Here is a 22,042-nt window from a genome sequence, read left to right as displayed (position 1 = left end):
GTAAAAACTGCCCAGATGGGCGATTTGGTTAAAATATATAATGGGCGTTTTTAAGTCTTTCACGTAGAGGCCAAGATCTCTTCCTTTCAAAACGAAGTGTCAGACTAAGTCGGAACTAATACATTTAATGCGATTTCTTGATCTTCCACATTTTACCAACAGGAGTCCTCCGTTCCACCTGGGGCGTGGGTAAACTATTTGGCCATTTCACCTGAAGTGACTGCATTGTTGTGAATGTCGCCGCGCACAAAGTTATGTAGCAGCACAGGCAGTAGAGTAAGGTCGGCGATTAGCGCAATAATAATTGCCAGTCCCGTTAGCAGACCAAATAGCACACCTGGTACAAAATCTGAGAAGCCAAGCAAGGCAAAGCCAATAGCGATAATGAGCGAGGTGTAGATTAGCGCGTAGCCAACGCTGTGGTGGCTGCGTTCGATGGCTTTTTCTGCGCTGGTGTTATTGAGTTCTTGTAAGTAGCGGTGGGTGTAGTGGATGGTGTCATCCACGGCGATGCCCATGGCGATAGCGGCTATGGTCATGGTCATAAAGTCCAGTGGGATTCTCAACCAGCCCATAATCCCAAGTATTGCGAAGGCCGAGATAATATTGGGGATGATGGCGATGGACGCAATTTTAACCGAGCGAAATATGAGGCAAAAGGCGATGCCCAAGGCGATAAACACCGCGCCCAGTGTGAGTATCTGCGAGGTGAATAACTGCTCTAACATAGCCTGATACAGCACAAATAAACTGCTGAGTTGATAGTCGTCTTTTGATATTCCCAATGCCTGAATTTTCTCGTGAATCTCAGCCAGCATGGCGCCACGGTCCAGGCCTTCGGTGCTGTCTTTTATTCGCGCGCTAATTCGCAGTTGTGCTGGCGGTTCTAGGAAGAAGCTGCCCAGCAGGTCTTCGCGAATACCTTTGTCTAAAGTCCAATAAATAGCGGTTAATTCGTATTCAGTAAGTGGTCTGCCATTATTAATTTGCTTGGCTAGTTGGGTAAAGTTTAATACTGACAGGCGGGTGCCCATGGCCTCAAATTCGCCAAGCGCTTTCTGTATTCGTTGTACGTTTTGAATATCTTTGGCGCGTAATACCAGGTTTTTGTCAGGTCGCGGCTCTTCTGGCGGTGTGTAAATAATGTCCAGCGGGGTGGATCCGCCAAACTCTTTGTCGATAAAACTAAGCTCCTTATGGACTTCAGTTTTGTCGCTAAAATAATTAATAAAACTATTTTCTACATTTAACTGTAGCGCGCCAAACACGCTGGCGCCGAAAAAGATAATGCTGGCTAGTATTATTGCGCCGCCGCTTTTTATACACATGTGGTGGAGTGCGTTAACTGGCCTAGCCAGGAAGGTGCTGTTCGAACTGGGCTTTTCGCGAGGAAAAAGCAGCAGTAGGGCGGGAAACAGCAGTAGTGTGCAGAGAATAGTGACTGCCATAGCGACAATCATCATCCATCCAAATGCGATAACGGGTTGGATTTCACTTAGGAGTAGAGAGGCAAATCCCAGCGATGTGGTAAAGCCTGCGAAAAAACACGGCGCGATTTTATTCTTCAGTGCCAGTACCACTAGATCCTTTTGGCTGATGTCCGGATGTGATTCAGCGTCTTCGCGGTACTGGACAATTAAGTGGATTACAATCGCGAGGCTTAGAATAAGCTGCAGAGAAATAAAGTTAGAGGAGATAACTGTGGCTTTTAAATTGAGCAAGCCAAAGGCGCCCACGGTAATGAGTAGGTTACTGGCGCAGCAGGCAACGGTGATGATAACCCAGCTAAAGCGCCGAAATGCTAGAAGTACCAGTAGGCATATAAGAAGGGCTATGGCGCTGCCGAACACCTTCAGGTCATTTTGAATAATGTTAATGAGTTGGTAGCCTAGGACGTGAACCCCACCGAGGTAGAGGTCGGCGTCTGCGCTATAGTCTTTAATAATGCCGCGAAGAATTTCAATTTCTTTGTTGCGGGTTTCTCTAAGTGCCTTCTCCTGCGGTGCGGCTTTGGCCTTTAGGTGCGCTAGCTCGGTCTTGTCGTCTTTGCTTAGTGCACCATCTAAGCGTTTGGATTGAATGGCCAGAATGTCGGCATTTATATTTTGTAGAATGATGTCGGGCTTAAATAGAACTTGGATGCCGCTAGCGGTTTGTTCGTGGTTTATTAGCAAACCGTCATAAATGGGATGGTCTTTAAAGAGACTGCGAAGTTCGGAGGCCGGCAGTTGTAATTTTTGCTGGGTGAAATCGTTTGGCTTCATGTCGGCGCTAAGTTCTTTGCCAGCCTTCGATAGTAGCGGCACGGTCATGACCGAGCGCACGGCTTTTACCCGGGGAAGTTGTTCTATTTTGCCGCTGATGGCCGCTATGTTTTTCAGGCTGGTTTCAGAGAAGATGTCGCCGCTTTTTGGGCGGTAGGCAATGATAAGGAACTCTTCGGGTGAGAACTGTTGGTTTATTTTTTGGCTCTTTATGAACTCTTCATTGTCTTCAGAAATTAAAGTGTCGGCAGAGGCATTAATTTCAAAGTCTTTGCTGTGCCATGCGAAGAAGCCGACCAGAATGACGAAGACGAAAAGTATTATTTTGTGTCGTGAAAATAGTGCTTCCAGCATGCGTGGAGTCCTGATTATTTTTGTGTGCTTGCGTTCTGCGATTCGTCAGACTTGAATTGCTGGTCTCTCAGTAAGCCCTGTATGTGCATATTGCGAAAGAATATATAGGGGTCATCACTTTTAGCGCGCAATGTTTCATAGCTTTCAGCTTGGCCTGCAAAGTCTTGGGTGGCATCGGTAGCCATGATGTAAGTCGTATCTGGTTGTTCGGTAATGTAGGGAATGGGATTTAAAAAATAGTCAGCTACCACACCGGTGCCGCCGCGTAAGTCTGACGGCCCAATAAAGGGTAAAACAATATAGGTGCCATAGCTGCTGCCATATTCTGCCAAGGTGTCAGCGAAGCCGGTTTCTTGTTTGGGTAAATCAAACCATGCTTTTGCGGGGTCAAATATGCCCGCGATACCAATGGTGGTGTTAAGTAAAAAGCGGGCGGTGGTGGCGCCGGCTTTGGCTGGTTCCCATTGCAATAGATGGTTAATGATGTGAATGGGCGCTTTGATATTGTCGAACACATTGCCAATTCCGGTTCTGACGACGGTAGGCGTGACGTAGTTGTAGCCCTTCGCAACGGGAATAAGCACATAGCGATAGCTAACGTCATTGAAGGCAAACATCGCCCTATTAAAGGCCATTAAGGGATCGTTGTAGTCACTTTCTTCATAGCTAACGACAGTGATTTCGTCGTCGCTCAAGTCGACTGCTGTTGCGCTGGTCTGTTGCGCGGCTTCGCCGCTGCCCTCGGCTGCTAGCGCGCTGCTGAAGGGCAGGCTAGTGGTTAACAGCAATAGACTTAGCAATAGTGCTTCGAATACGGATGTTGCGCTTTTGCGGTGGGGCGAGTGTTGATGGTACGTGTGTTTAGACGGCATCCATTCACCTTGCTATGTTATTGTACCGGCACATTCTTTATACCGGCGCCAGCATTTAGAAGGGTATAGTGCGCAATCGTTCCCTAGGGTCTGTTGCCGTTTCAGCACCACCACTGCTGGAGGTCATTTTCCGTCTAGCGGCGTTATCAGTCGCTAGCCTATTCTGGGCCGCGTCTTAGTCACTAGGATTTTCTGTAGCCCCATGACGACCGATTCCTTGCTCAAAACGCTTGGCGCCAGAGACCGTTTCGCCGCTGTTTAGGGTTTGCATACCCCATTTGAACTCATTGCTAATTGCCGCTGCCTCGTCCATTCCCCACTGATCGTAGGCGCTGCGGCGGTCATTGCGCAGGCATTCTTGAGGGAATGCAGCAATTTGTAGCGCGAGTTCTTCGGCGCTGCTGCGAAGCGCCGCTGGCGGCACAACGCGGTTGGCTAGGCCAATGCTGAGCGCTTCTTCGGCTTTAACTGCACGGCCAGTGAGAATCATATCCATCGCGCGGCTCATGCCAATTAGACGGGGTAGTCGTACCGTCCCACCGTCTATAAGCGGAACCCCAAAACGACGACAGAATACGCCGAATACAGCGCGCTCGGTGGCGATGCGCATATCGCACCAGAGGGCGAGCTCTAGGCCGCCGGCAACACAGTAGCCGTCAATAGCGGCAATTACCGGTTTACGTAATGCCAGGCGGCTAGGCCCCATTGGCCCGATACCGTCGGTGTTGAGTGGATTGCGGCGCCCTGGGTCTTCGCTGGCCACGGCTTTTAAGTCGGCACCGGCGCAAAAATTGTGCTCTGCGCCACTTAAAATAGCGACTGACAGCTCGGGGTCGGCATCAAAATCTATAAACGCTTTGGCCAGTGATCTGGCGGTGTCGCCGTCGACCGCATTGCGCGCACTGGGGCGCTCGATCGTGATCCAGACCAGAGGTGGCTGTCGTACGATGCTGATTGTGTGTGTATCTGACATTGTCGTCGACCGTGTTAATTTAAGTAAGAGTGGCACCACGTTTTTATCATTGTGGCATTTTCTTAGTCCCTGCGTCTTATCGTGTTATTTTATGCTCGACCTCGAGCATTGCACTAATATAGTTTTAATAGGTCTCAAAATTGAAGTTGGCAGATTTAGTATCTGTCGTGTTTATAAACTAACTTATGTAAATGGAATTTCTCACCGAGTGCGGTAAGCCTTGCACTTCGCGGTGAGACAGAGGAAAAATGGATGGCACGACCAAGGGTTAGGGAGCAATTACTAGACGCGGCGTATGACTTGCTGCAAAGGGAGGGTATTGCTGCACTAACAACCCGTCATATCGCCAGCTGTGCGGGAACCACAGAAGCCAGTGTGTTTAATAATTTTGGCGACAAGGCCGGTTTGCTATATGCCTTGATCGGTGAGCGCCTGCCCGAAGTGCAGGCCGTTAAATCTGCAATAGATGCAGACCTGCAAGATGATGTGGCGGCTTGGTTAGAAAATGTCTACCAAGCAGCCGAATTATTTTATATTGCCATTATTCCTTTGACCTCGCCGCTTTGGGGGCGGGAAGGATTGGGTGACGGTCAATTACTTGGCGATCGGCATCCGCTACATGGCTTGGTGGTGGCGCGTTTTCTGCAGTTTCAGCGGGAAGGCGTGTTAGGCGCGGGTAGCGATGCCTGCGCCCTGGCGACTATTGTGTTGGGGGCGGCGTTGCACAATGGCTTTAATCTGGTGGCGCACGGTCATGTTGCGTTGGCAGAGAATCGGAGCGGACAGCCCGGTCGTTTGGTGACAAGTTTGCTGCCTTTGTTTGGCGCTGTGGCAACTTAATCGAGTATTAGGAATCGTCTTTATTTTTCGGTGGCGTGCTAGCCAGTGTGCTTGTCTAAATCGGAAAAAAGCCGGCACCACGAAAAGTGGTGGCCGGACGAGGGGGAGACTACGGTTAACCCTGACAAGAGTCGAGCTTGTGTATTGGGTTTATTGGGTAATGCGTATCTGAACCGAATCACCTTCGGTGCGGGCTTCGTAGCACGCGATAGATACGTCGTCATCTTCCAGGCATTTTCCGGCCGCAAGACTAAAGTGTTGTTTGTAAATGGGTGACGCCACCGCGAGGGTACCTTGTACGCTGCACACAATGCCTCTAGACAGTACGTTGGCATTGCTGAACGGGTCTTTGTTGGCTAGCGCGTAAACGCTGTCATTTACACGGAATATGGCGACCTGGGTTTCATCAATCAAAGCGGCAACGCCGGTGTTCGGTATGATGTCATCGAGACTGCAAACGGTTGTCCACGACATTATGTAATCCTCATATAAATTTTGCTGACCAGTGGTCTTTGGAGACCTTCTGGCCTTGATGCATTGCTTTTAGGCTACCGCGATTAAATCGTCGCCCGTCATTTTCTCAGCGTCGGTGGCGGGGCGAATTTGGCCGCGCTCCTGAATAAATACGATTTCTTTGTCGCTTTTATCCGCATTTACAAAACTGCGGAATTGCTTCACTTTCTCTGGGTTTTCAACGGTGGTTTTCCATTCACACTGATAGGTGTTAACCACGTGCTGCATTTCCGTTTCCAGGTCTGCGCAAATGCCAAGCGAGTCATCAATGATGACTTTACGCAGATAGTCCAAGCCGCCCTCTAAGTTTTCCATCCACACTGATGTGCGTTGCAGGCGGTCGGCGGTGCGGACATAAAACATGAGGAATCGGTCGATATATTTCACCATGGTGTCGGTGTCGATATTGGATGCAAACAGGTCAGCGTGGCGTGGCTTCATACCGCCGTTCCCGCAGAGATAGAGGTTCCAGCCTTTTTCTGTGGCGATAACACCAACATCTTTACTCTGTGCCTCTGCGCATTCGCGGGTACAGCCAGACACCGCCATTTTTAGTTTGTGGGGTGAGCGCAACCCTTTGTAGCGATTTTCTAAATCGATGGCTTGGCCAACGCTGTCTTGCACACCGTAGCGACACCAGGTAGATCCGACGCAGGACTTAACGGTGCGCAAAGACTTACCGTAGGCGTGGCCCGATTCAAAACCGGCACCGATTAATTCTTCCCAAATGCGGGGCAGTTGGTCGAGGGTGGCGCCAAATAAATCGACCCGCTGACCACCAGTGATTTTGGTGTAAAGATTATATTTTTTAGCAACCTGGCCAACCGCAATTAAGCCGTCGGGGGTGACTTCGCCACCCGCCATGCGCGGCACCACCGAGTAGGTGCCATTCTTTTGCATATTGGCTAAATAGCGGTCATTGGTATCTTGTAAGCTCGCGTGTTGCGGCTCCAGAATATAATCATTCCAGCACGAAGCGAGGATCGACCCCGCCGTTGGTTTACAGATTTCGCAACCGTGGCCGCTGCCGTACTTTTCCAGTAGTTCGGCGAAGGATTTGATGTTGCCAACACGGACCAGATGGTAAATTTCCTGGCGGGTGTAGGGAAAGTGTTCGCAGAGGTCGGTGTTAACCTCGACGCCCATTTTGGTGAGTTCCGCGTTGAGAACTTGGCCGACCAGCGCGGTACAGCCGCCGCAGGTGGTCGCTGCTTTTGTGCAGACTTTTAAGTCGCCCACGGTCATTGCGCCGCCTTGCACCGCGGCACAAAGATCACCTTTACTGACGTTGTTGCAAGAACAAATTTGAGCGACATCGGGTAGTGCGTCTACGCCAAGGCCAGCTCCTGCGCTGCCGTCTAGCGCAGGTAAAATCATGCTTTCTGGATGTTCGGGTAGCTCAATTTTATTCAGAGCAAATTGCAGCAATGTGCCGTAGTCGTTTGCCTCGCCGATCAATACCGCACCCAAGAGATGCTGGCCGTCTGCGGTGACAACAATCTTTTTATACACTTCGGCTTTTTCATCGATAAAGGTATAGCACTTGGCGCCGGGCGTGCTGGCATGCGCATCGCCAATCGAGGCGACATCGACCCCCATTAACTTGAGCTTGGTGCTCATATCGGCGCCGGTGAAGGTTTTTTCGCTGCCGCCTAAGACGTGATCAGCGGCCGCCCGTGCCATATCCCAACCTGGCGCGATAAGGCCGTAAATACGACCGCCCCACAAAGCACATTCGCCAATAGCATAGATTGCCGGATCAGACGTCTGGCAGTTGTCGTTTATCACGATGCCGCCGCGCTCGCCGACGTCGAGTTCGCTTTGGCGGGCGAGTGCATCTTGTGGGCGAATACCGGCTGAGAAAACCAGGATATCGGTTTCCAGCTCTGCGCCATCGGCAAATTGCAGTTTATGGATGCAGTCGTCGCCATCAATAATTTGCTGGGTGTTTTTCTGGGTGTGAACCGATACACCCAAGTCTTCAATTTTTCTGCGCAGCAGAGCGCCGCCGCCTTCATCGACCTGTACGGCCATCAAGCGCGGTGCAAATTCTATAACGTGGGTTTTAAGGCCTAGATCTTTTATGGCCTTAGCGGCTTCTAGTCCCAAGAGGCCGCCGCCGACTACTGCGCCGACCTTGGCATTTTTTGCCGCTGCAGTAATCGCTTCTAAATCTTCGATGGTGCGGTATACAAAGCAGTTCTTACGATCGTGGCCCGGTACCGGCGGTACGAAGGGGAAGGAGCCGGTGGATAAAATGAGTTTGTCGTAGGCATATTTTTCGCCTTTGTCGGTGGTGGCAATTTTATTAGCGCGATCAATCTCGGTGACTTTTTCATTGCTTAATGCGGTGATGTTGTTGTCGCCGTAAAACCCGTCTTTCACCATATTGAGTGAGGCAGCTTCGCGGGTTTCGAACCAGGCTGTTAGGTGAACTCGGTCGTATGCCGGGCGAGGTTCTTCGCCGATGACAGTAATGTCGAATTGATCGGACTGACCGCTCTCAACAATGGATTCGATAAATTGGTGCCCAACAGGGCCGTTACCCACAATAAGCAGACGTTGTTTGTCAGTCATCTTTACTTCCTTTAATACTTGCGCTTGCTTCGGCCTTTAGCCTTCGCTGTGTTAGGTGTTTATACAATCTGTAGAGTTGTTAGCAAAAGATATGCCACGGTATTTGTTGTTATTTAAGCTATTGATTAATAAGTATTTAATTTTATTTTTGCACTTTGTTGGGGCGGTTTTTCTAGACCGATGGTTGTATGATCGGGGCGTGGTGGGGCATTGTGCGTTTAAATGGTGCGCAAAAGATGGGGCGGAACAGCCTTATTTCGGGTCTATTTTGGTGCGTTTTTAATGTTCGTTGTTCTAAATACAAAAATAAAGTTATATAAAACAATATCTTATGATTGGCTTGGCGGCTTCCTGAGATAGCTTGGCATAGGGCTTGCTGTTGGCTCTGCAGATACCTTTGTGACCTATCTGGAGCTGTTGATGTCTTCTTCAACCTTAAATGTGCTTGATCTCAAGCAAGATAAAATTCGCTTGCTGCACCTAAGTTGGTTTGCGTTCTTTCTGACTTTTGTTGTGTGGTTTAACTTTGCGCCGATGCTGTCGGCTATTAAAGAAGCTTTTGATCTGAGTACTCAGCAGGTTAAAGCACTCATGATTTTGAACGTGGCTTTAACAATACCGGCGCGGGTGATAGTCGGCATGTTGGTGGACCGCTTCGGTCCCCGTGTTGTTTTCAGTGCCCTACTTATTTCTGGCGGCGTGGTCTGTGTAGCTTTTGCAATGGCAAATAGCTACGAAATGATCGCGATGCTGCGATTCCTGATGGGCTTTATCGGCGCTGGTTTTGTGATCGGGATCCGCTTGGTGGGGGAGTGGTTCCCAGCCCGTCAGGTTGGTTTGGCTGAAGGCGTGTACGGCGGCTGGGGCAACTTTGGTTCTGCTGCAGCGGCAATGAGTTTGCCAACACTCGCACTATATTATGGTGGAGATGATGGCTGGCGTTACGCGATAGCAACGACCGGTGTGTTGGCGTTTCTATATGGCTTCTTTTTCTACTGGCGCGCCCGGAATACCCCGAAGGGATCAACTTACTTTAAGCCCAAAAAATCTGGCGGTTTGGTGGTGAGTAGCAAACGCGATTTAGTATTTTATATCGCGATGTGCGTGCCAATGTATTTGGCTTTGGCGGTGCTGACTTGGAAGTTGTCGCCGGTTAATTTGGGGTTGCTTAGCGAATTCGCCTCAATCGCTTTGTATATTGTGTTGGTAGTATTGTTTGTCGTTCAGGTGAGCCAAATTCTGCGGGTGAATAGCGACGTTTTAAACAATGTTGCAATCCCTCCTATGCAGCAGTACAAGTTCAAGCAGGTCGCCATTCTAAATGTTGCGTATTTTGTGACCTTTGGGTCTGAGCTGGCGGTTGTCTCCATGTTGCCGCTGTTCTTTATGGACACCTTTACCTTGAGCGCGGTTGAGGCCGGTTTGCTGGCGTCTGGCTTTGCCTTTATGAATTTGGCGGCTCGTCCCGGCGGTGGTTATTTGTCTGATAAATTTGGACGCCGTAAATCATTGTCTATTTTGGTTGCTGGCTTGGCTGTGGGCTATATGGTGTTGAGTCAGATTGAGTCGGCTTGGTCTGTTTGGTTGGCCGTGGTCGCAACCATGTGCTGTTCTTTCTTTGTTCAGGCGGGTGAGGGGGCGGTGTTTGCGATAGTACCGTTAGTCAAGCGCAGCATGACCGGTCAAATTGCAGGCATGACAGGTGCTTATGGTAATGTCGGCGCGGTTATCTTCTTAACGGTGTTGTCGTTTGTGAGTAATGCCAACTTCTTTATGGTTATCGCAGCCTGCGCGGCGGTGGTGTTTGTGGCGGTGCAATTTCTCGAGGAGCCCCAGGGGCATACTGCAGAGTTACATGAAGACGGTAGTGTTGCGCTGATCGAAGTAAGCTAAAGTGCGATCTAGGCTTTAGTTTCTGGAATCCCTCCGATGCATTTCGATGGCGGTTTAAAATTGTCCATTGCCCAGCACAGCAGTGCTGGGCAAAAAGCTGTGAATGAAGATAGCCTTGGCATTCGTATGCCGGTTGATGATCAGCTTACGACCAAGGGCGCCGTCGCAGTTATTGCCGACGGTGTGTCTGCGGCGGAGGCCGGTAAAGAGGCCGCGGAAACCTGTGTGACAAGCTTTTTAAGCGACTATTATTCTACTCCTGATTCGTGGTCTGTTAAGCGGTCTGCGCAGCAAATACTAAATGCGTTAAATCGTTGGTTGTATGGGCAGGGCCAGCATTATTTACAGGCTGAAAAAGGTTATGTGTCCACGTTAAGTATCGCAATCTTTAAATCCCAAACGGCACATTTGTTTCATGTTGGCGATAGCCGAATTTATCGTTTGAGGGATGGCTTTCTAGAACAGCTTACTCGGGATCACGCTATGCCCGTCGGTCGTGGGCGTTCTTACCTAACCCGCGCAATGGGCTTAGATATTAATTTAGACGTAGATTATCGCGCTGCTGACGTCGCTGTGAACGATATTTTCTTGTTGACGACAGATGGTGTTCACGACGTTCTTAGCGGTTCGCGAATGCAGGCGCTAATTAGCGAATGTGCTGGGGATCTTCAGACGGCTAGCCAGCTTTTAATAGATGAGGCCTTGGCCGCAGGCAGCGACGACAATTTAAGTTGTCAGCTGCTCAAGGTAGATGCTCTGCCCTTAGAGGATGCTGGCGACGTATACCGTAAGTTAACGGCGCTACCATTTCCGCCGCCACTAAGTGCGGGAATGGTAGTCGATGGATTGGTTATCGAAGAGGAGATCCATGCCAGCCCTCGCAGTCAGCTTTATAAAGTATTTGATGGAATCGCAAATCGTCACTACGTGATGAAAACGCCATCTGCAAACTTTAATGACGATCCTGCTTATATTGAGCGCTTCATATTGGAGAGCTGGATAGGGCGGCGAATACAAAGCGAATATGTTATCGATGTTATTGAGCCGCCAAAAACACCTAGCTATCTATATTATTTGTCTGACTATTCACCGGGATTAACCCTGGGTCAGTGGATGCTAAAAAATCCTAAGCCGGCAACGCAAAACATGCTGGATATCATTGTGCCGGTGGCAAAAGGTTTGCAGGCTATGCATCGTCGAGAAACGTTTCATCAGGATATAAAGCCGGACAATATTCTGGTGGGCGAAGACGGAAAAATCAAAATCATCGATTTTGGCTCCTGTTATGTCGCGGGTTTGGCAGAAATCGCCGTTCCCATCGAGCGCGATATCGTTCTGGGTACCGCCCAATACTCTGCGCCAGAGCACGTCCTGGGCCGGCGGCCGAGCGGCAGGGCCGATCAATTTTCGCTGGCGGTCATTGTTTTTGAAATGCTAACGGGGCAACAGCCGTATCAGGGTCGTTTACAGCATTGCACGACCACCGTGGCATTTTCGCGAGTAGAGTATGTATCGGCGTGTCGATACAATCCGCATGTTCCGATCTGGCTGGATGCAGCATTGAGTCGTGCGCTGAGTATTAGCCCTGAGCTGCGTTACAGCGACGTCTCTGAGTTTGTTTACGATTTAGAACACCCAAACACCGAGTTCATGAAAGATGAATTTAAGCCCTTGCTCACCCGCAATCCCCTGCGGACCTGGCAGGGCATATCGCTGTTTTTGTTTTTGTGCCTGTTGTGGAGTTTGCTGCGCTGAGTGGTGTTAATACTAGTTTGTCGAGCGCAAATGAGCGTGTGACAGTATGCTAATTATGTGTATTTGTGGTGCGTAGCTAATTCCGTCTAATAAAAAGATGTGTCCTAGCGTGGTGCGTTTGCCAGCTATTTGGGCAAATTTTGTAATTCTATTCCTTCCCTGGTGCTAGTCAGTACGCAGATTTTGTGGTTTAGCTCACACTTTTTCTTTATGAAAATGCCGGAATATTTGCTCAGCCGATAAATAGGCGGAAAGCAAAGTCTTTGGCGCGCCTCTTGCAATGATTAATTTGCAGTTGGTTTTTACTTCGAATTTATTTGATAGAAAATGGATATTTTGATTATCTGGTGGCGAAGTCATGGCGTATTTTTCATTAAAAAAAATACTAACTTCAGTTTTGCTTGTATTGATTTTAAAGTCAGTATATTTGCATGCTGACGACACCGAGTTGCCAAAGATAAAGGCGCAAGCTTTAAATATTTATACGACGCTTAAGATGTCTGAGGACGCGTCATTTTCAGATCATCACCGTGTTCATATTTATGTCGGCAATCGCGCCGACGATTTTATTATTCAAGCGGCTAAAATTCAAATCGACGAAAACGCGCCGATTCGCTACGTCTATAGCGAAATAGAATCCAGTGTTTTGTTGGAGGGCGGCGCGCACGAAATTACCACTGCGAATTTAGCTTCTGGCAGCCATCGTATTAGAGCAGAAATTGTCGCGCTAGCGCGTGGTGCCGGTCCAAATGTAGATCGAATTTTCCCTAGTATAGAACAGCAGGTAAATGTCGAAGACGAAACCCATATTGAGTTTGAGCTGGTCAGCGAAGGTATGAAGAAAATGCTGGGCAATGCCGATATTGTAGTTCGAGATTGGCGGCTTAGCTTATGAAAATAGCTATTTTCATCGCACTTGCCATTGCTTTCGCTAGTCCATCGATTTATGCCGATGACGATTCGCCGGCAATTTCTCAAGATCCCAGATTGCGAGCATCCTATTTTTATGCGCATACACATCGGCCGTTTGAGGCGTTGGCGGGACTGTCGGTCGCGCAAATGCAGGGTGCGGGCTTATCCGACTCAGCGGATTTAAATGCCGCAATTGATACTGCGGTGATTGAGCTAGGTCTTGATGCAAAAATGCTGGAGGCGGGCAGCTTTACCTATCGTGTGACTGGAAATGGTCACCGTGAAGAATCGCCAATTTATACGAAATACAATCATGGACTGAGTTTGCTTCAATCCAGCACTCCATTAGATGGGGTGAAATTACTTAGTGAGATTTCTACTGGGGAATATCTAGAGAATGATGAGAAATTATTAAAAGACAGAACTAATTTAACGCTGGGATATTATTTATTAGAGACGGGTGATCAGCGCGGCGCTATCAATTATTTTCGCCAAGTAAGACGCTTGAGTATCTACGCTAATAGGGCATTGGTTGGTTTGGGTTGGGCCTTGTTGAGCCCAAATGCAGGGTTGGAAAAAAATGAAAATTCACTGCGTAACTCTTCTGATACCGCTGCAGATTATTATCTGTGGTCGGGTTCGGATGACGAGCTAGCATGGTCTCGTCGAGACGCGCCGTTTCGTCGTGCCTGGGCCGTAGCGAAAGGTGAAAAGGAGAAAGATCTGCGGGCCGCAATGGTGCCCTGGATGGAGTTGATTAGTCGCGATCCCTTGGATCCTGCGGTGCAAGAGGTCATTCTCATTATTCCCTATTTAATGCTTCATTGGGACGGTCAGCAAGCTAGATCAGAGCAGTATTACATTTCCGCAGTTGGGCGTTTAAAGCGCGCCACTTCCGATCTAGTCACTATCGAAAAAGATATACGCAGCGGCGGCTTGATCAAAAGTATTCAGGCGGCCGACGCCAATCAGGATAATGGCTGGGAAATCTGGCTGAGTGATTTAACTGCCAGCAGACTTGGGGGATACATAAGTATCTTGTTAGATACCCCCGGATTTAGAGAGGCCCTTGACGAATTTCGTCAGTTAGATCGTATTCATATGCGCTTAGAGAGTGTGTTAGCCGGCGGCGCCGAAGCGGCTAGTGCGCTTCGCGAGGAGCAAGCCGCTGCTAGGGCTTTATTAGCCAAAATAGAACAGCACCGCGCGCATTGGTCATCTGTCATTGAGCAGTTAGCGCTTAAGCGGGTGATGGAGCATCGTAATCGCACGGAAGCTTATTCTGCGGAAGCGGAATTTGCCTTGGCGCGTAACTATGAGCGCCTGCGTCAAAGCTTGTCGAGTGTCATGTGGAGTGAAAACGAATCATGATATTTAACACTGAGGTAAGTGCACGCAGGCTAGGGCGACGCAGGGTGAAAATGCCGCTGCTGCTATTTGCTTTGTGCGGTGCGTGGCAGCTTTGCTGGGCGATAGAAGGTGACAAGCAGACGATCGGCGAGCTTCTCGACAGGAATGCACAGAATCCAGACCGTCTCATTTTAACGACAACGCCAAAGCAGCAAATTTCAAATGCGGCGAAAGCTAGAGAGCGAGCACGGCTAGCCGCGATAGAGCATTACGAGCGGGTTATTGGCGCTAGTGCCGCGCCGGCTATCCGCGCTGAGGCGATGCGTCGCGCCGCGGATTTAAGAGTTGAGTTTATCGACGGCGAGTTGAGTCACTCTGGGGCGTCGATTAATGGAGATGCCAGCAAAAATCAGGAGCTAAAGACTGCGATCACGTTGTATTCACAACTGCTAAGTGAATATCCAAATTATAGTGCGGCAGATTATGTGCTTTATCAAATGGCGAGGGCCTATGATTTAAGTGAACTGCAAGATAGTTCTATAGATACGCTCAGGCGTTTAAGCCGTGAATTCCCAGAGTCGAAGCGCGTTTATGAATCGTCTTTTAGGGCGGCAGAAATGCTCTACTTATATAAACGCTATTCAGAAGCGATTGTTGAATATCAGCGTATCACCGCGAAGGATTCAAGCGCGCAATATTGGTGGCTGGCGCAATATAAGCAAGCGTGGACTTACTACCAGTTGGACGATTACAGCGCCTCTGTGTCTGCCTTCGCCAAGATACTAGACGCCCTAAAGATTCAGTCCGAGATTAGAGATTTAGCCGGCCTACTGGCTTTTGCGCCAAACGACAAGGCGGAGTTAGTTAGAGACGCTGTTCGTGGAATGAGTACAGCATTTTCAAAGTTAGCTAGGGCCGATGGAATTAATGACTATTTCGCAGCTAAGCCGAATCAATTCTATTCCCCCGTCATTTATCGAGAGCTTGCTGAGATATATTCGCGCGAAAAGCGCTATACAGACGCAGCTAGCGTGTATGAGTCATTTGCTAGATTGAATCCTCGTCATATTTTGGCGCAGCAGTTTAGCGAACGAGGTATAGCCTCATATCGGGGCGGTGGGTTTAATGAACTTGCGGTGACGGCGCAGGAGCAATATATCGGTACATATGGGCCTGGCAGCGCCCTATGGCAGGCGGAGGGCGTGTCCGGTGATCACCGCCGATTAATTCGTCGATATATGCAAGATGTGGTCACGTATAGGCATGCACAGGCACAGCAGCTTGCTAAGACAAATGATGAACCATTCAAGCAGCATTTTTCTGACGTCGCTGAACGCTACCTCGCGATTATTACGTCATTTCCGGAGGACGAAAACCTCGAAGACGTGGTCGGGCATTATGCCGATGCCCTTTATGAATCCGAACGTTTCGACGAAGCGGCGCTTCAGTACGGAAAATTAGCCTATGAATACGCTAACCCCGAGCGGGCGGGGGATTCTGCATTGGCCCAAGTCAAATCTTATCGGCAGTGGTATCGCAGTTTACAAGAGAATCAGGCCAGTGAGTCGGATCTCGGCGATACCCGAATTAAGGTGTTTAATGCTATCGCAGAGTTTGCCAATCGCTTCCCGGATCACAAGCAGCGGTCGTCGGTGTTGCTCGCGGCGGCGGAAGACCATTATCAGTTGGCGGCCTTTAGCGAAGTGGTTGAGATTTGTTTGCCGCTCATCAGTGCAAACAATTGGTCTGATGAAAAATTGCACAGCAAGGCCTTAGGTCTGCTTGCGGATTCATATTTCGCACTTAAAGATTATACGCAGTCTGAGAATTACTATACGGCTTTGCTGCCACTGATGGATGGCGGGGATAATGAGCTAAAGCGTACTGCTAAGAGTAGGCTGACTATATCTGTTTTCCGCCAGGCCGAGCTTGCTAAACAAAATGGACAGCCTCGCTTGGCCGCTGAATTGTTCCAACGCTCGGCACATTTGTCCGTGGATAAAGGGCTGGCAGCGGAAGCCACGTTTAATGCCGCCGGACAGCTATTTGAAGCCAAGGACTGGTTGCAAAGTGCGTCGTTGCTAGAGCGCTTCTCTAAAGAGTTTAGCGGCCACAATATGTTGGTTGATGCAGAGAAAATGTTGGCGGCCGCCTATCAAAAGGCAGCAGATCCCATAAGGGCCGCTCGAACTTATGAGCGAATATCCAGGATTACAATTGCCTCTGCAGATCTGCGGCGCACGGCGCAGTTAAGCGCCGGCAATCTTTATATATCGGCTGGCCAACGAGATGATGGCGCGAGAGTATTGAGCGCCTACTTGCGCAGCTATCCACTCCCTTTAGAAGATGCACAGAGTGCACGCTTTGCCCTTTCAGAGTTGTACGCGATTAATTCCACGTCGCAAACAAAGTGGTTGCGAGATATTGTCGCTGCAGATGCGGCATCCCGAGAGAAAAATTCAAAATCCCAATTAATGGCTGCTGATGCAAGTTATAAGCTGGCGATGGCCGATGTCGATTTAGCAAATTCAATTTCCTTATCGCTACCCATTGAGAAAAGTCTGCCGCGGAGACAGGCCGCAATGGAAAAAGCCATTGGGTCACTTGTGAAGTCGTCGTCATTTGGATTTTCTGATATCACGACCTTGGCGAACTATGAATTGGGTGAATTGTACAGAAAGTTTGCGATGGCCCTACTTGAATCTGAGATACCCAAGAAAATGGACGACGACGTCCGTGAGCAGTACCTGATTTTACTGGAAGAACAGGCCTACCCCTTTGAAGAAAAGGCCATAGCTGAATATAAGTCCAATATGGATTTGATAGATGAGGGGGTGTGGACGCCTGGTGTTAGAAAAAGCGTGATCGCTTTGGCTGAGTTGGCACCGGCGAAATATGGTAAGCAGCCAAAACTTGAGAAGGTCTATGATTCCTTATACTAAGTGCATTTGTATCGTGTACCTAACTACTTTGTTACTCGCGTGCGCAAACTCAAATTCAGTGGTGCGCAGTGATAGGCCGAGCTCAAGATATTCCACCGAATTTAAAAAGGCCGTCGCGACAATGCAGTCAGGCGATGTGGTGTCTGCAAAGGCAGCCTTTGAGGCGCTCACTGAAAAGGTGCCAAATTACAGTGGCCCATGGACAAATTTAGGCATCATCTCCGCGGAGCAGCGGGATTATGTAAAGGCCGAAGCATACTTTAATGAGGCCTTGCGGTGTCAATCTAATAATACCATCGCAATGAATTGGCTGGGATATTTGCGTGCAGTCAGAAAGGACTATTCGTCGGCGGAAAAATGGTATTTGCGTGCAATTGCAATTGATCCTCGTTATGCGGAAGCGCACCTAAATATTGCAATGCTTTACGAAGCGAATATGCGGCGTCCTAAGGATGCCCTTGAACACTACCGAATATATCAATCGCACACCAATGGGGAGAGTACCCTTGTTGCCGCGTGGATACGTAATCTTGAAGAAAGCTCAAATTATGTAGCATCAAATGCCGAGTTAAGTAAATGACAGCCAAAATCTCTTTGACAGGCTTAATGCTGCTATGCACTTCAGGGTTGGCCGCGGGTGACGCCGACCGAGAAGTGAACAATGTCAGCATGGGAATGACTGTTCACGGCGATGCAGCCGCTGCGGTTGGCCTTTATCTGATGCCGTGGAGTAACGAGCAAGTAAGCGATATCGATCGACCACCCCGCTTGCTGAGCGAAAATATTGAACAGATCGATGTCGGTGAATTCCGGAAAATGGCGGAGTGGGATCAGGCGCGGCGTGACTACCAAATTTGGCGATTGCAGAGAAATAATTGGTAGTTATCTTAATTTTTTAATTTTAGGTGAGGGCAGTATATGGAAGCCATAACGAAGTTTGTGGAGTTCTTTAATGATGGCGGACATTTTATGTACCCTATTGCGTTGGTTTTGGCGCTGTCCGTGGCTATTAGCATTGAGCGGTTTGTTTTTCTTGGCAGGTCACTGCGGGAAAATCGACGCTTGTGGGCGCGGGTGTCTCCCTTGCTGGGAAGCGACGATTTGGGAGAGGCGCAGGCGATGGTCAATGGTTCGAAAGTCGCAGTTGCCCGCATTTTAAGTGAAGGTTTGGCGCAGGCTGGTACGGCAAGACGGCGTAGTGAGTTGGAAATGGCGACGGAAGATAGCTTGGTTTCCATTTTGCCAGCTATTGAGCGCAGAACCCATTATCTAGCCACTTTTTCAAATGCCGCAACCTTGCTTGGTTTGCTAGGTACGGTATTGGGCTTAATTGGCGCCTTCGGTGCGCTCGGCAACGCCGATCCAGTTGAAAAGGCGAATCTATTATCAGCAGGTATCTCCGAGGCAATGAGTTGTACAGCTTTTGGTTTAATGGTGGCTATTCCCAGTTTATTTGCGCATGCCTATTTGCAAAGCCAGGCCGAAGAACTAGTTAACACTCTGGAGTCTGCCTGTGTCCGTTTTGTGTCGGTGCTTAGTAGCGGTGGAGCGGTACATCTTAAGTAAGTGGGGCTGGCTTTAGTTTGCCAGTAATAGTAAGGAGTTGGTAATGACATCACTATTTCAAGCGGAACCAGATTTCGACGACAGTGAATGTCGGCGTTCGCGCCGCTCACGACGTTTGCAACGCAAACTTAAAGGACGCGCTGATGGCGAGCTTAATATCGTCTCCATGATTGATGTGTTTGCGGTGCTGGTGTTTTTTCTATTGGTGGGCTCTTCAATTTCAGCGAGTAAATTACATACCTTAAATTTGACAATTCCACTTGCGAGTAATAGCTCACTCGAGACTAAGAAGGACTTTTACTTAACCGTAGCATTGCATAAAGACAAAGTTGTGATATCGCAAACTGGAAACGAAACAAGTTTTGCTCATATAAATGGCACGGTTGACTCGGCATCTTTGGCGGAATTGCTGAGAACTATTAAGGCAGATTACCCCGCTGAGGAGAGGGTAAGTCTATTGGTGGATGACGCCGTTGCATACGAGCAAATTATACGAGTTATGGACAGTATTCGCATGTACCCGTCAGCGGCAGAAGGATCGACGGGCGTGCCATTGTTTCCGGCCATATCGATGGGCGATATTGCGGCTGTGAGTCTTAGTGATAGCGAGATAGGTGGGAAATGAATTACACCGCGAGCGACCGGCGAGTTATTCGTAAGCTTAAGCAAACGAAGCGTCAGGTCTCGATAAATGTTGTCTCGCTCATCGATATATTTGCGATTCTTGTATTCTATCTTCTTGTAAACGCTCTCGTTGTTGAGGTGATCCCTGAATATCAAAATTTAAAATTGCCCGACTCGCTCTCAAAGGATCAGGCTAAGCGAACAGTGGCAGTTGCTATTAGTGATAAAGACATACTCGTGGATAATGATGTCGTTATGAGTATTGAAGCCGCATTAGCAGAGAATGCTGGAACCCTGGATTTACTTGCCGAAATGCTAGGCACTCGGGCACAAGATTCTGAGGACAATGCGCTAGACCCACAAGGTCAGCCATCGATACTTGATGTAAATATCGTCGCCGATCACAAAACGCCATATCTTCTTCTTAAGAAAGTACTGGCGACGTGTGTAGGGGCACAATTCGGTAAGGTGTCGCTAGCGGTAAGGGAGCTAGAGCGAGGTAGTACTAAATGACTTCAGTTCCGAGCAATTCAGTGTTGGGTTTCGACTGCTGGGGAATACACGAAGACGCAGACCGGCGGTTTCGCAAGATTTTGCGGAATGTTCTGCTTGTTACCGGCTTGGTCCTTATTGGTTTGCCATTCTGGAAAGTAGATCCATTAAGTGAAATTGCAAAGCAAAATCCCCAGGAGTTCTACCTTGAAATCCTACCTCCGGCTGCGATAGAAAAGCCTAAGCCTGCACCGCCAAAAGTTGAAGTCAAAAAGGTAGATAACAAACCGGTAAGCAAAGCTAAAGAAAAGGCGTCGACACTTGCAAAAGCCGAAGATACAGCGGCAGAGAAAAAGGCGGCGCAGCGAAATATCGCAGCGGCAAAAAAGGCGGCATCCGCCAGTGGCGTGATGGCATTCAGCGAACAGCTCGCGACCTTGCGTGAAACAAACGCTATAACTTTGGTGTCTCCGCAAGTACTGAGAGATAGGGGTAGTGTTGTAAGTAGAACAGAATCATCGACGTCCAATTTACTTAGTGTCACTACCCATGGATCAGGTGGCGCGATTACTAGCGGCGAAGATGTAAGCGATAAAGGCAAAAAAGTGGAGCTTGCTGCGCATAATACGCAAAAAATAGCGGTTTTGATTGCAGGGTCGCAAAGTGGGGTCGCTGCCGCTGGTGTCTCAGGAAGTGGAGGTGGCCCTAAGACGCGAAGTTTAGAAGAGATACAATTGGCTTTCGATCGTAGTAAAAGTGCATTTTATGCGATATTCAATCGCGCTGCGCGCTCAGACTCCACCATTGGCGCCGGTACGGTTGTAGTATCCTTGACCATTCAGCCTGATGGAACTGTGAGCGAGTGCTCTGTTGTGTCATCGAGTTTTTTCAATCCTGAGTTAAAAGAAAAACTCATACAGCGAGTCAAGCAGATAAAATTTGAAAGCAAGGGGGTTCCTGTATTTTCTTACGATAGTTATCCAATTAGCTACGTACCTAGATAGATTGTTGGCGTGTAGATTCAAGAGAATAAAAATATCAAGTTCGTTTTCTTAAAAATGAAGCTATATTTCCCTTCATAGTGTGTCTTTGAAATGCAAAATTGTATTCCAGGTATGTCTAGATTTGCTTCAGAGCGGCGCATTTTGTACCGAGAAAATAGAAAAAATATTATTGGGTAAAAAAGGCGAAGTTAGCTAGCTGCTTCAGGGGATAAAACAACTGTTGATAGCTAACCCCGCAATGCGCAAATCATGGGTAGTTAAATAATCCCTCCTGCAACTACGCCACCAAGTAGTGGAATTACCGCCGTGTTGGTGAGATCTAAAACGACGGGCGTGAGACCGCCAAGCAAACTTGCTGTTGGTAGCGGAATACCAGAAGCAGTTAGTCCATCTACTAATGGAAGAACAACATCAACGGTTTGCAAGGTGAGTGGTAAGCCACCGCTTAGTAATGATCCAAGTAAGTCGCTGGTAAGCGGTGTTAAACCGCCAACTAGGTCGTTACTTAATAGGCCACTTACTAAGGGCAATGCCTGGTTGGTGAGATCAAGGATGCTAGGAACAATGCCCCCCAGCAATCCAGATGGTAGTGCTGTTAAGCCAGCCCCGCCGGTCGGTGATAATGATAGGCTTCCCAGTGGGACAGTAGCAAGTAAGCCTGTTAGTTCTGCTTGAGAATGAGCTTGGCTTGCGAACGAAATCGCGGCACCAAGTAGTATTACTTTTAGTGGTTTCATTACAGCTCCTATTTGTCGTTTCTTGGTATGCACAGTATTTTGTTCATAATTAAAAGCAATTACGGTGCCATATTAGGAGTGTCTAATTTTGTTATTTTTGTATCCATATTTAGTCTTTATTTGACTAAATGAAGAATATTTTTAGAAAAAACAAAAGTTGCCGAGTAATGAATGCATCTGATTTGTGCAAGTGTGGTAAAGATGTGCGTTTTCGAGCGGAAGATGTTGGTGCGTAATTTTAAAAATGTTACATATGCGGCCATAAATTTGTGTTTCCCATGGTTTTATAATTTAAAAGATGGGTAATACATTAAATTACTAAGCCTTTTACTTAGTCGAGGTGATTATCGCAGAAAATAGTTTTGTTTGTGTTG

At 48.4% G+C, this 22,042-nt stretch carries 18 protein-coding genes; 12 read left to right on the top strand and 6 right to left on the bottom strand.

The window, feature by feature from the left end; all coding sequences use genetic code 11:
* Positions 1-194 precede the first annotated feature (194 nt).
* From AAC007_RS05135 to AAC007_RS05125, 3 genes are all read right to left on the bottom strand, one after another.
* A complete protein-coding gene (locus AAC007_RS05135) occupies positions 195-2,618 on the bottom strand; it encodes an MMPL family transporter (RefSeq protein ID WP_339674997.1) in 2,424 nt (807 codons plus the stop codon).
* A gap of 14 nt (positions 2,619-2,632) precedes the next feature.
* The gene (locus AAC007_RS05130; RefSeq protein WP_339674995.1) at positions 2,633-3,490 is read right to left on the bottom strand and encodes a VacJ family lipoprotein; all 858 of its coding nucleotides are present in this window, start codon (positions 3,488-3,490) and stop codon (positions 2,633-2,635) included.
* A 175-nt stretch (positions 3,491-3,665) separates the two neighbouring features.
* Positions 3,666-4,463: a crotonase/enoyl-CoA hydratase family protein gene (locus AAC007_RS05125; protein WP_339674994.1), complete on the bottom strand. Its 798-nt coding sequence runs from the start codon at positions 4,461-4,463 to the stop codon at positions 3,666-3,668.
* 252 nt (positions 4,464-4,715) lie between these two features.
* On the opposite strand from AAC007_RS05125, the gene AAC007_RS05120 reads away from it, so the two are divergent.
* Positions 4,716-5,303 carry a TetR/AcrR family transcriptional regulator gene (locus AAC007_RS05120; RefSeq protein WP_339674993.1) on the top strand — a complete coding sequence of 196 codons (588 nt, stop codon included), beginning with the start codon at positions 4,716-4,718 and terminating at the stop codon, positions 5,301-5,303.
* Between the two features lie 150 nt (positions 5,304-5,453).
* Here AAC007_RS05120 and nirD read toward each other — a convergent pair whose 3' ends face one another.
* Together nirD and nirB are read right to left on the bottom strand one after the other, a co-directional pair.
* Positions 5,454-5,777 (bottom strand): nitrite reductase small subunit NirD, encoded by a 324-nt coding sequence (nirD, locus tag AAC007_RS05115; protein ID WP_339674991.1) that lies wholly within the window; start codon positions 5,775-5,777, stop codon positions 5,454-5,456.
* A gap of 69 nt (positions 5,778-5,846) precedes the next feature.
* Positions 5,847-8,393 carry a nitrite reductase large subunit NirB gene (gene nirB, locus AAC007_RS05110; protein WP_339674989.1) on the bottom strand — a complete coding sequence of 849 codons (2,547 nt, stop codon included), beginning with the start codon at positions 8,391-8,393 and terminating at the stop codon, positions 5,847-5,849.
* A gap of 420 nt (positions 8,394-8,813) precedes the next feature.
* Between nirB and AAC007_RS05105 the strand changes: the two genes are divergently transcribed.
* From AAC007_RS05105 to AAC007_RS05055, 11 genes are all read left to right on the top strand, one after another.
* Positions 8,814-10,286, top strand: coding sequence for a NarK family nitrate/nitrite MFS transporter (locus AAC007_RS05105; RefSeq protein WP_339674987.1), 1,473 nt, complete (start codon positions 8,814-8,816; stop codon positions 10,284-10,286).
* A 36-nt stretch (positions 10,287-10,322) separates the two neighbouring features.
* Positions 10,323-12,041: a bifunctional protein-serine/threonine kinase/phosphatase gene (locus AAC007_RS05100; protein WP_339674984.1), complete on the top strand. Its 1,719-nt coding sequence runs from the start codon at positions 10,323-10,325 to the stop codon at positions 12,039-12,041.
* A 358-nt stretch (positions 12,042-12,399) separates the two neighbouring features.
* Positions 12,400-12,936 carry a hypothetical protein gene (locus AAC007_RS05095; protein WP_339674983.1) on the top strand — a complete coding sequence of 179 codons (537 nt, stop codon included), beginning with the start codon at positions 12,400-12,402 and terminating at the stop codon, positions 12,934-12,936.
* Positions 12,933-14,324, top strand: a complete 1,392-nt coding sequence (locus AAC007_RS05090) for a hypothetical protein (RefSeq protein WP_339674981.1) — start codon at positions 12,933-12,935, stop codon at positions 14,322-14,324. The genes AAC007_RS05095 and AAC007_RS05090 overlap by 4 nt, the downstream gene beginning before the upstream one ends.
* 44 nt (positions 14,325-14,368) lie before the next feature.
* Positions 14,369-17,245: a tetratricopeptide repeat protein gene (locus tag AAC007_RS05085; protein WP_339674980.1), complete on the top strand. Its 2,877-nt coding sequence runs from the start codon at positions 14,369-14,371 to the stop codon at positions 17,243-17,245.
* Positions 17,199-17,825 (top strand): tetratricopeptide repeat protein, encoded by a 627-nt coding sequence (locus AAC007_RS05080; protein WP_339674978.1) that lies wholly within the window; start codon positions 17,199-17,201, stop codon positions 17,823-17,825. Before AAC007_RS05085 ends, AAC007_RS05080 begins: the two co-directional genes overlap by 47 nt.
* A complete protein-coding gene (locus tag AAC007_RS05075; protein WP_219044546.1) occupies positions 17,822-18,127 on the top strand; it encodes a hypothetical protein in 306 nt (101 codons plus the stop codon). Before AAC007_RS05080 ends, AAC007_RS05075 begins: the two co-directional genes overlap by 4 nt.
* A 36-nt stretch (positions 18,128-18,163) precedes the next feature.
* Positions 18,164-18,811 carry a MotA/TolQ/ExbB proton channel family protein gene (locus AAC007_RS05070; protein ID WP_219044547.1) on the top strand — a complete coding sequence of 216 codons (648 nt, stop codon included), beginning with the start codon at positions 18,164-18,166 and terminating at the stop codon, positions 18,809-18,811.
* 43 nt (positions 18,812-18,854) lie between these two features.
* Positions 18,855-19,436: a biopolymer transporter ExbD gene (locus AAC007_RS05065; protein WP_339674975.1), complete on the top strand. Its 582-nt coding sequence runs from the start codon at positions 18,855-18,857 to the stop codon at positions 19,434-19,436.
* Positions 19,433-19,948: a biopolymer transporter ExbD gene (locus AAC007_RS05060; RefSeq protein WP_219044549.1), complete on the top strand. Its 516-nt coding sequence runs from the start codon at positions 19,433-19,435 to the stop codon at positions 19,946-19,948. The genes AAC007_RS05065 and AAC007_RS05060 overlap by 4 nt, the downstream gene beginning before the upstream one ends.
* Positions 19,945-20,931: a TonB family protein gene (locus AAC007_RS05055; protein WP_339674971.1), complete on the top strand. Its 987-nt coding sequence runs from the start codon at positions 19,945-19,947 to the stop codon at positions 20,929-20,931. The genes AAC007_RS05060 and AAC007_RS05055 overlap by 4 nt, the downstream gene beginning before the upstream one ends.
* Positions 20,932-21,188: 257 nt before the next feature.
* Here AAC007_RS05055 and AAC007_RS05050 read toward each other — a convergent pair whose 3' ends face one another.
* The gene (locus AAC007_RS05050; protein ID WP_219044551.1) at positions 21,189-21,668 is read right to left on the bottom strand and encodes a hypothetical protein; all 480 of its coding nucleotides are present in this window, start codon (positions 21,666-21,668) and stop codon (positions 21,189-21,191) included.
* Positions 21,669-22,042 lie beyond the last annotated feature (374 nt).

Origin of the sequence: uncultured Zhongshania sp., assembly GCF_963975605.1 — a bacterium.
Taxonomy (GTDB): Bacteria; Pseudomonadota; Gammaproteobacteria; order Pseudomonadales; family Spongiibacteraceae; genus Spongiibacter; species Spongiibacter aquimaris.
Note: the sequence above shows the minus strand (reverse complement) of the source record. Positions and strands in the feature narration are given on the sequence as shown.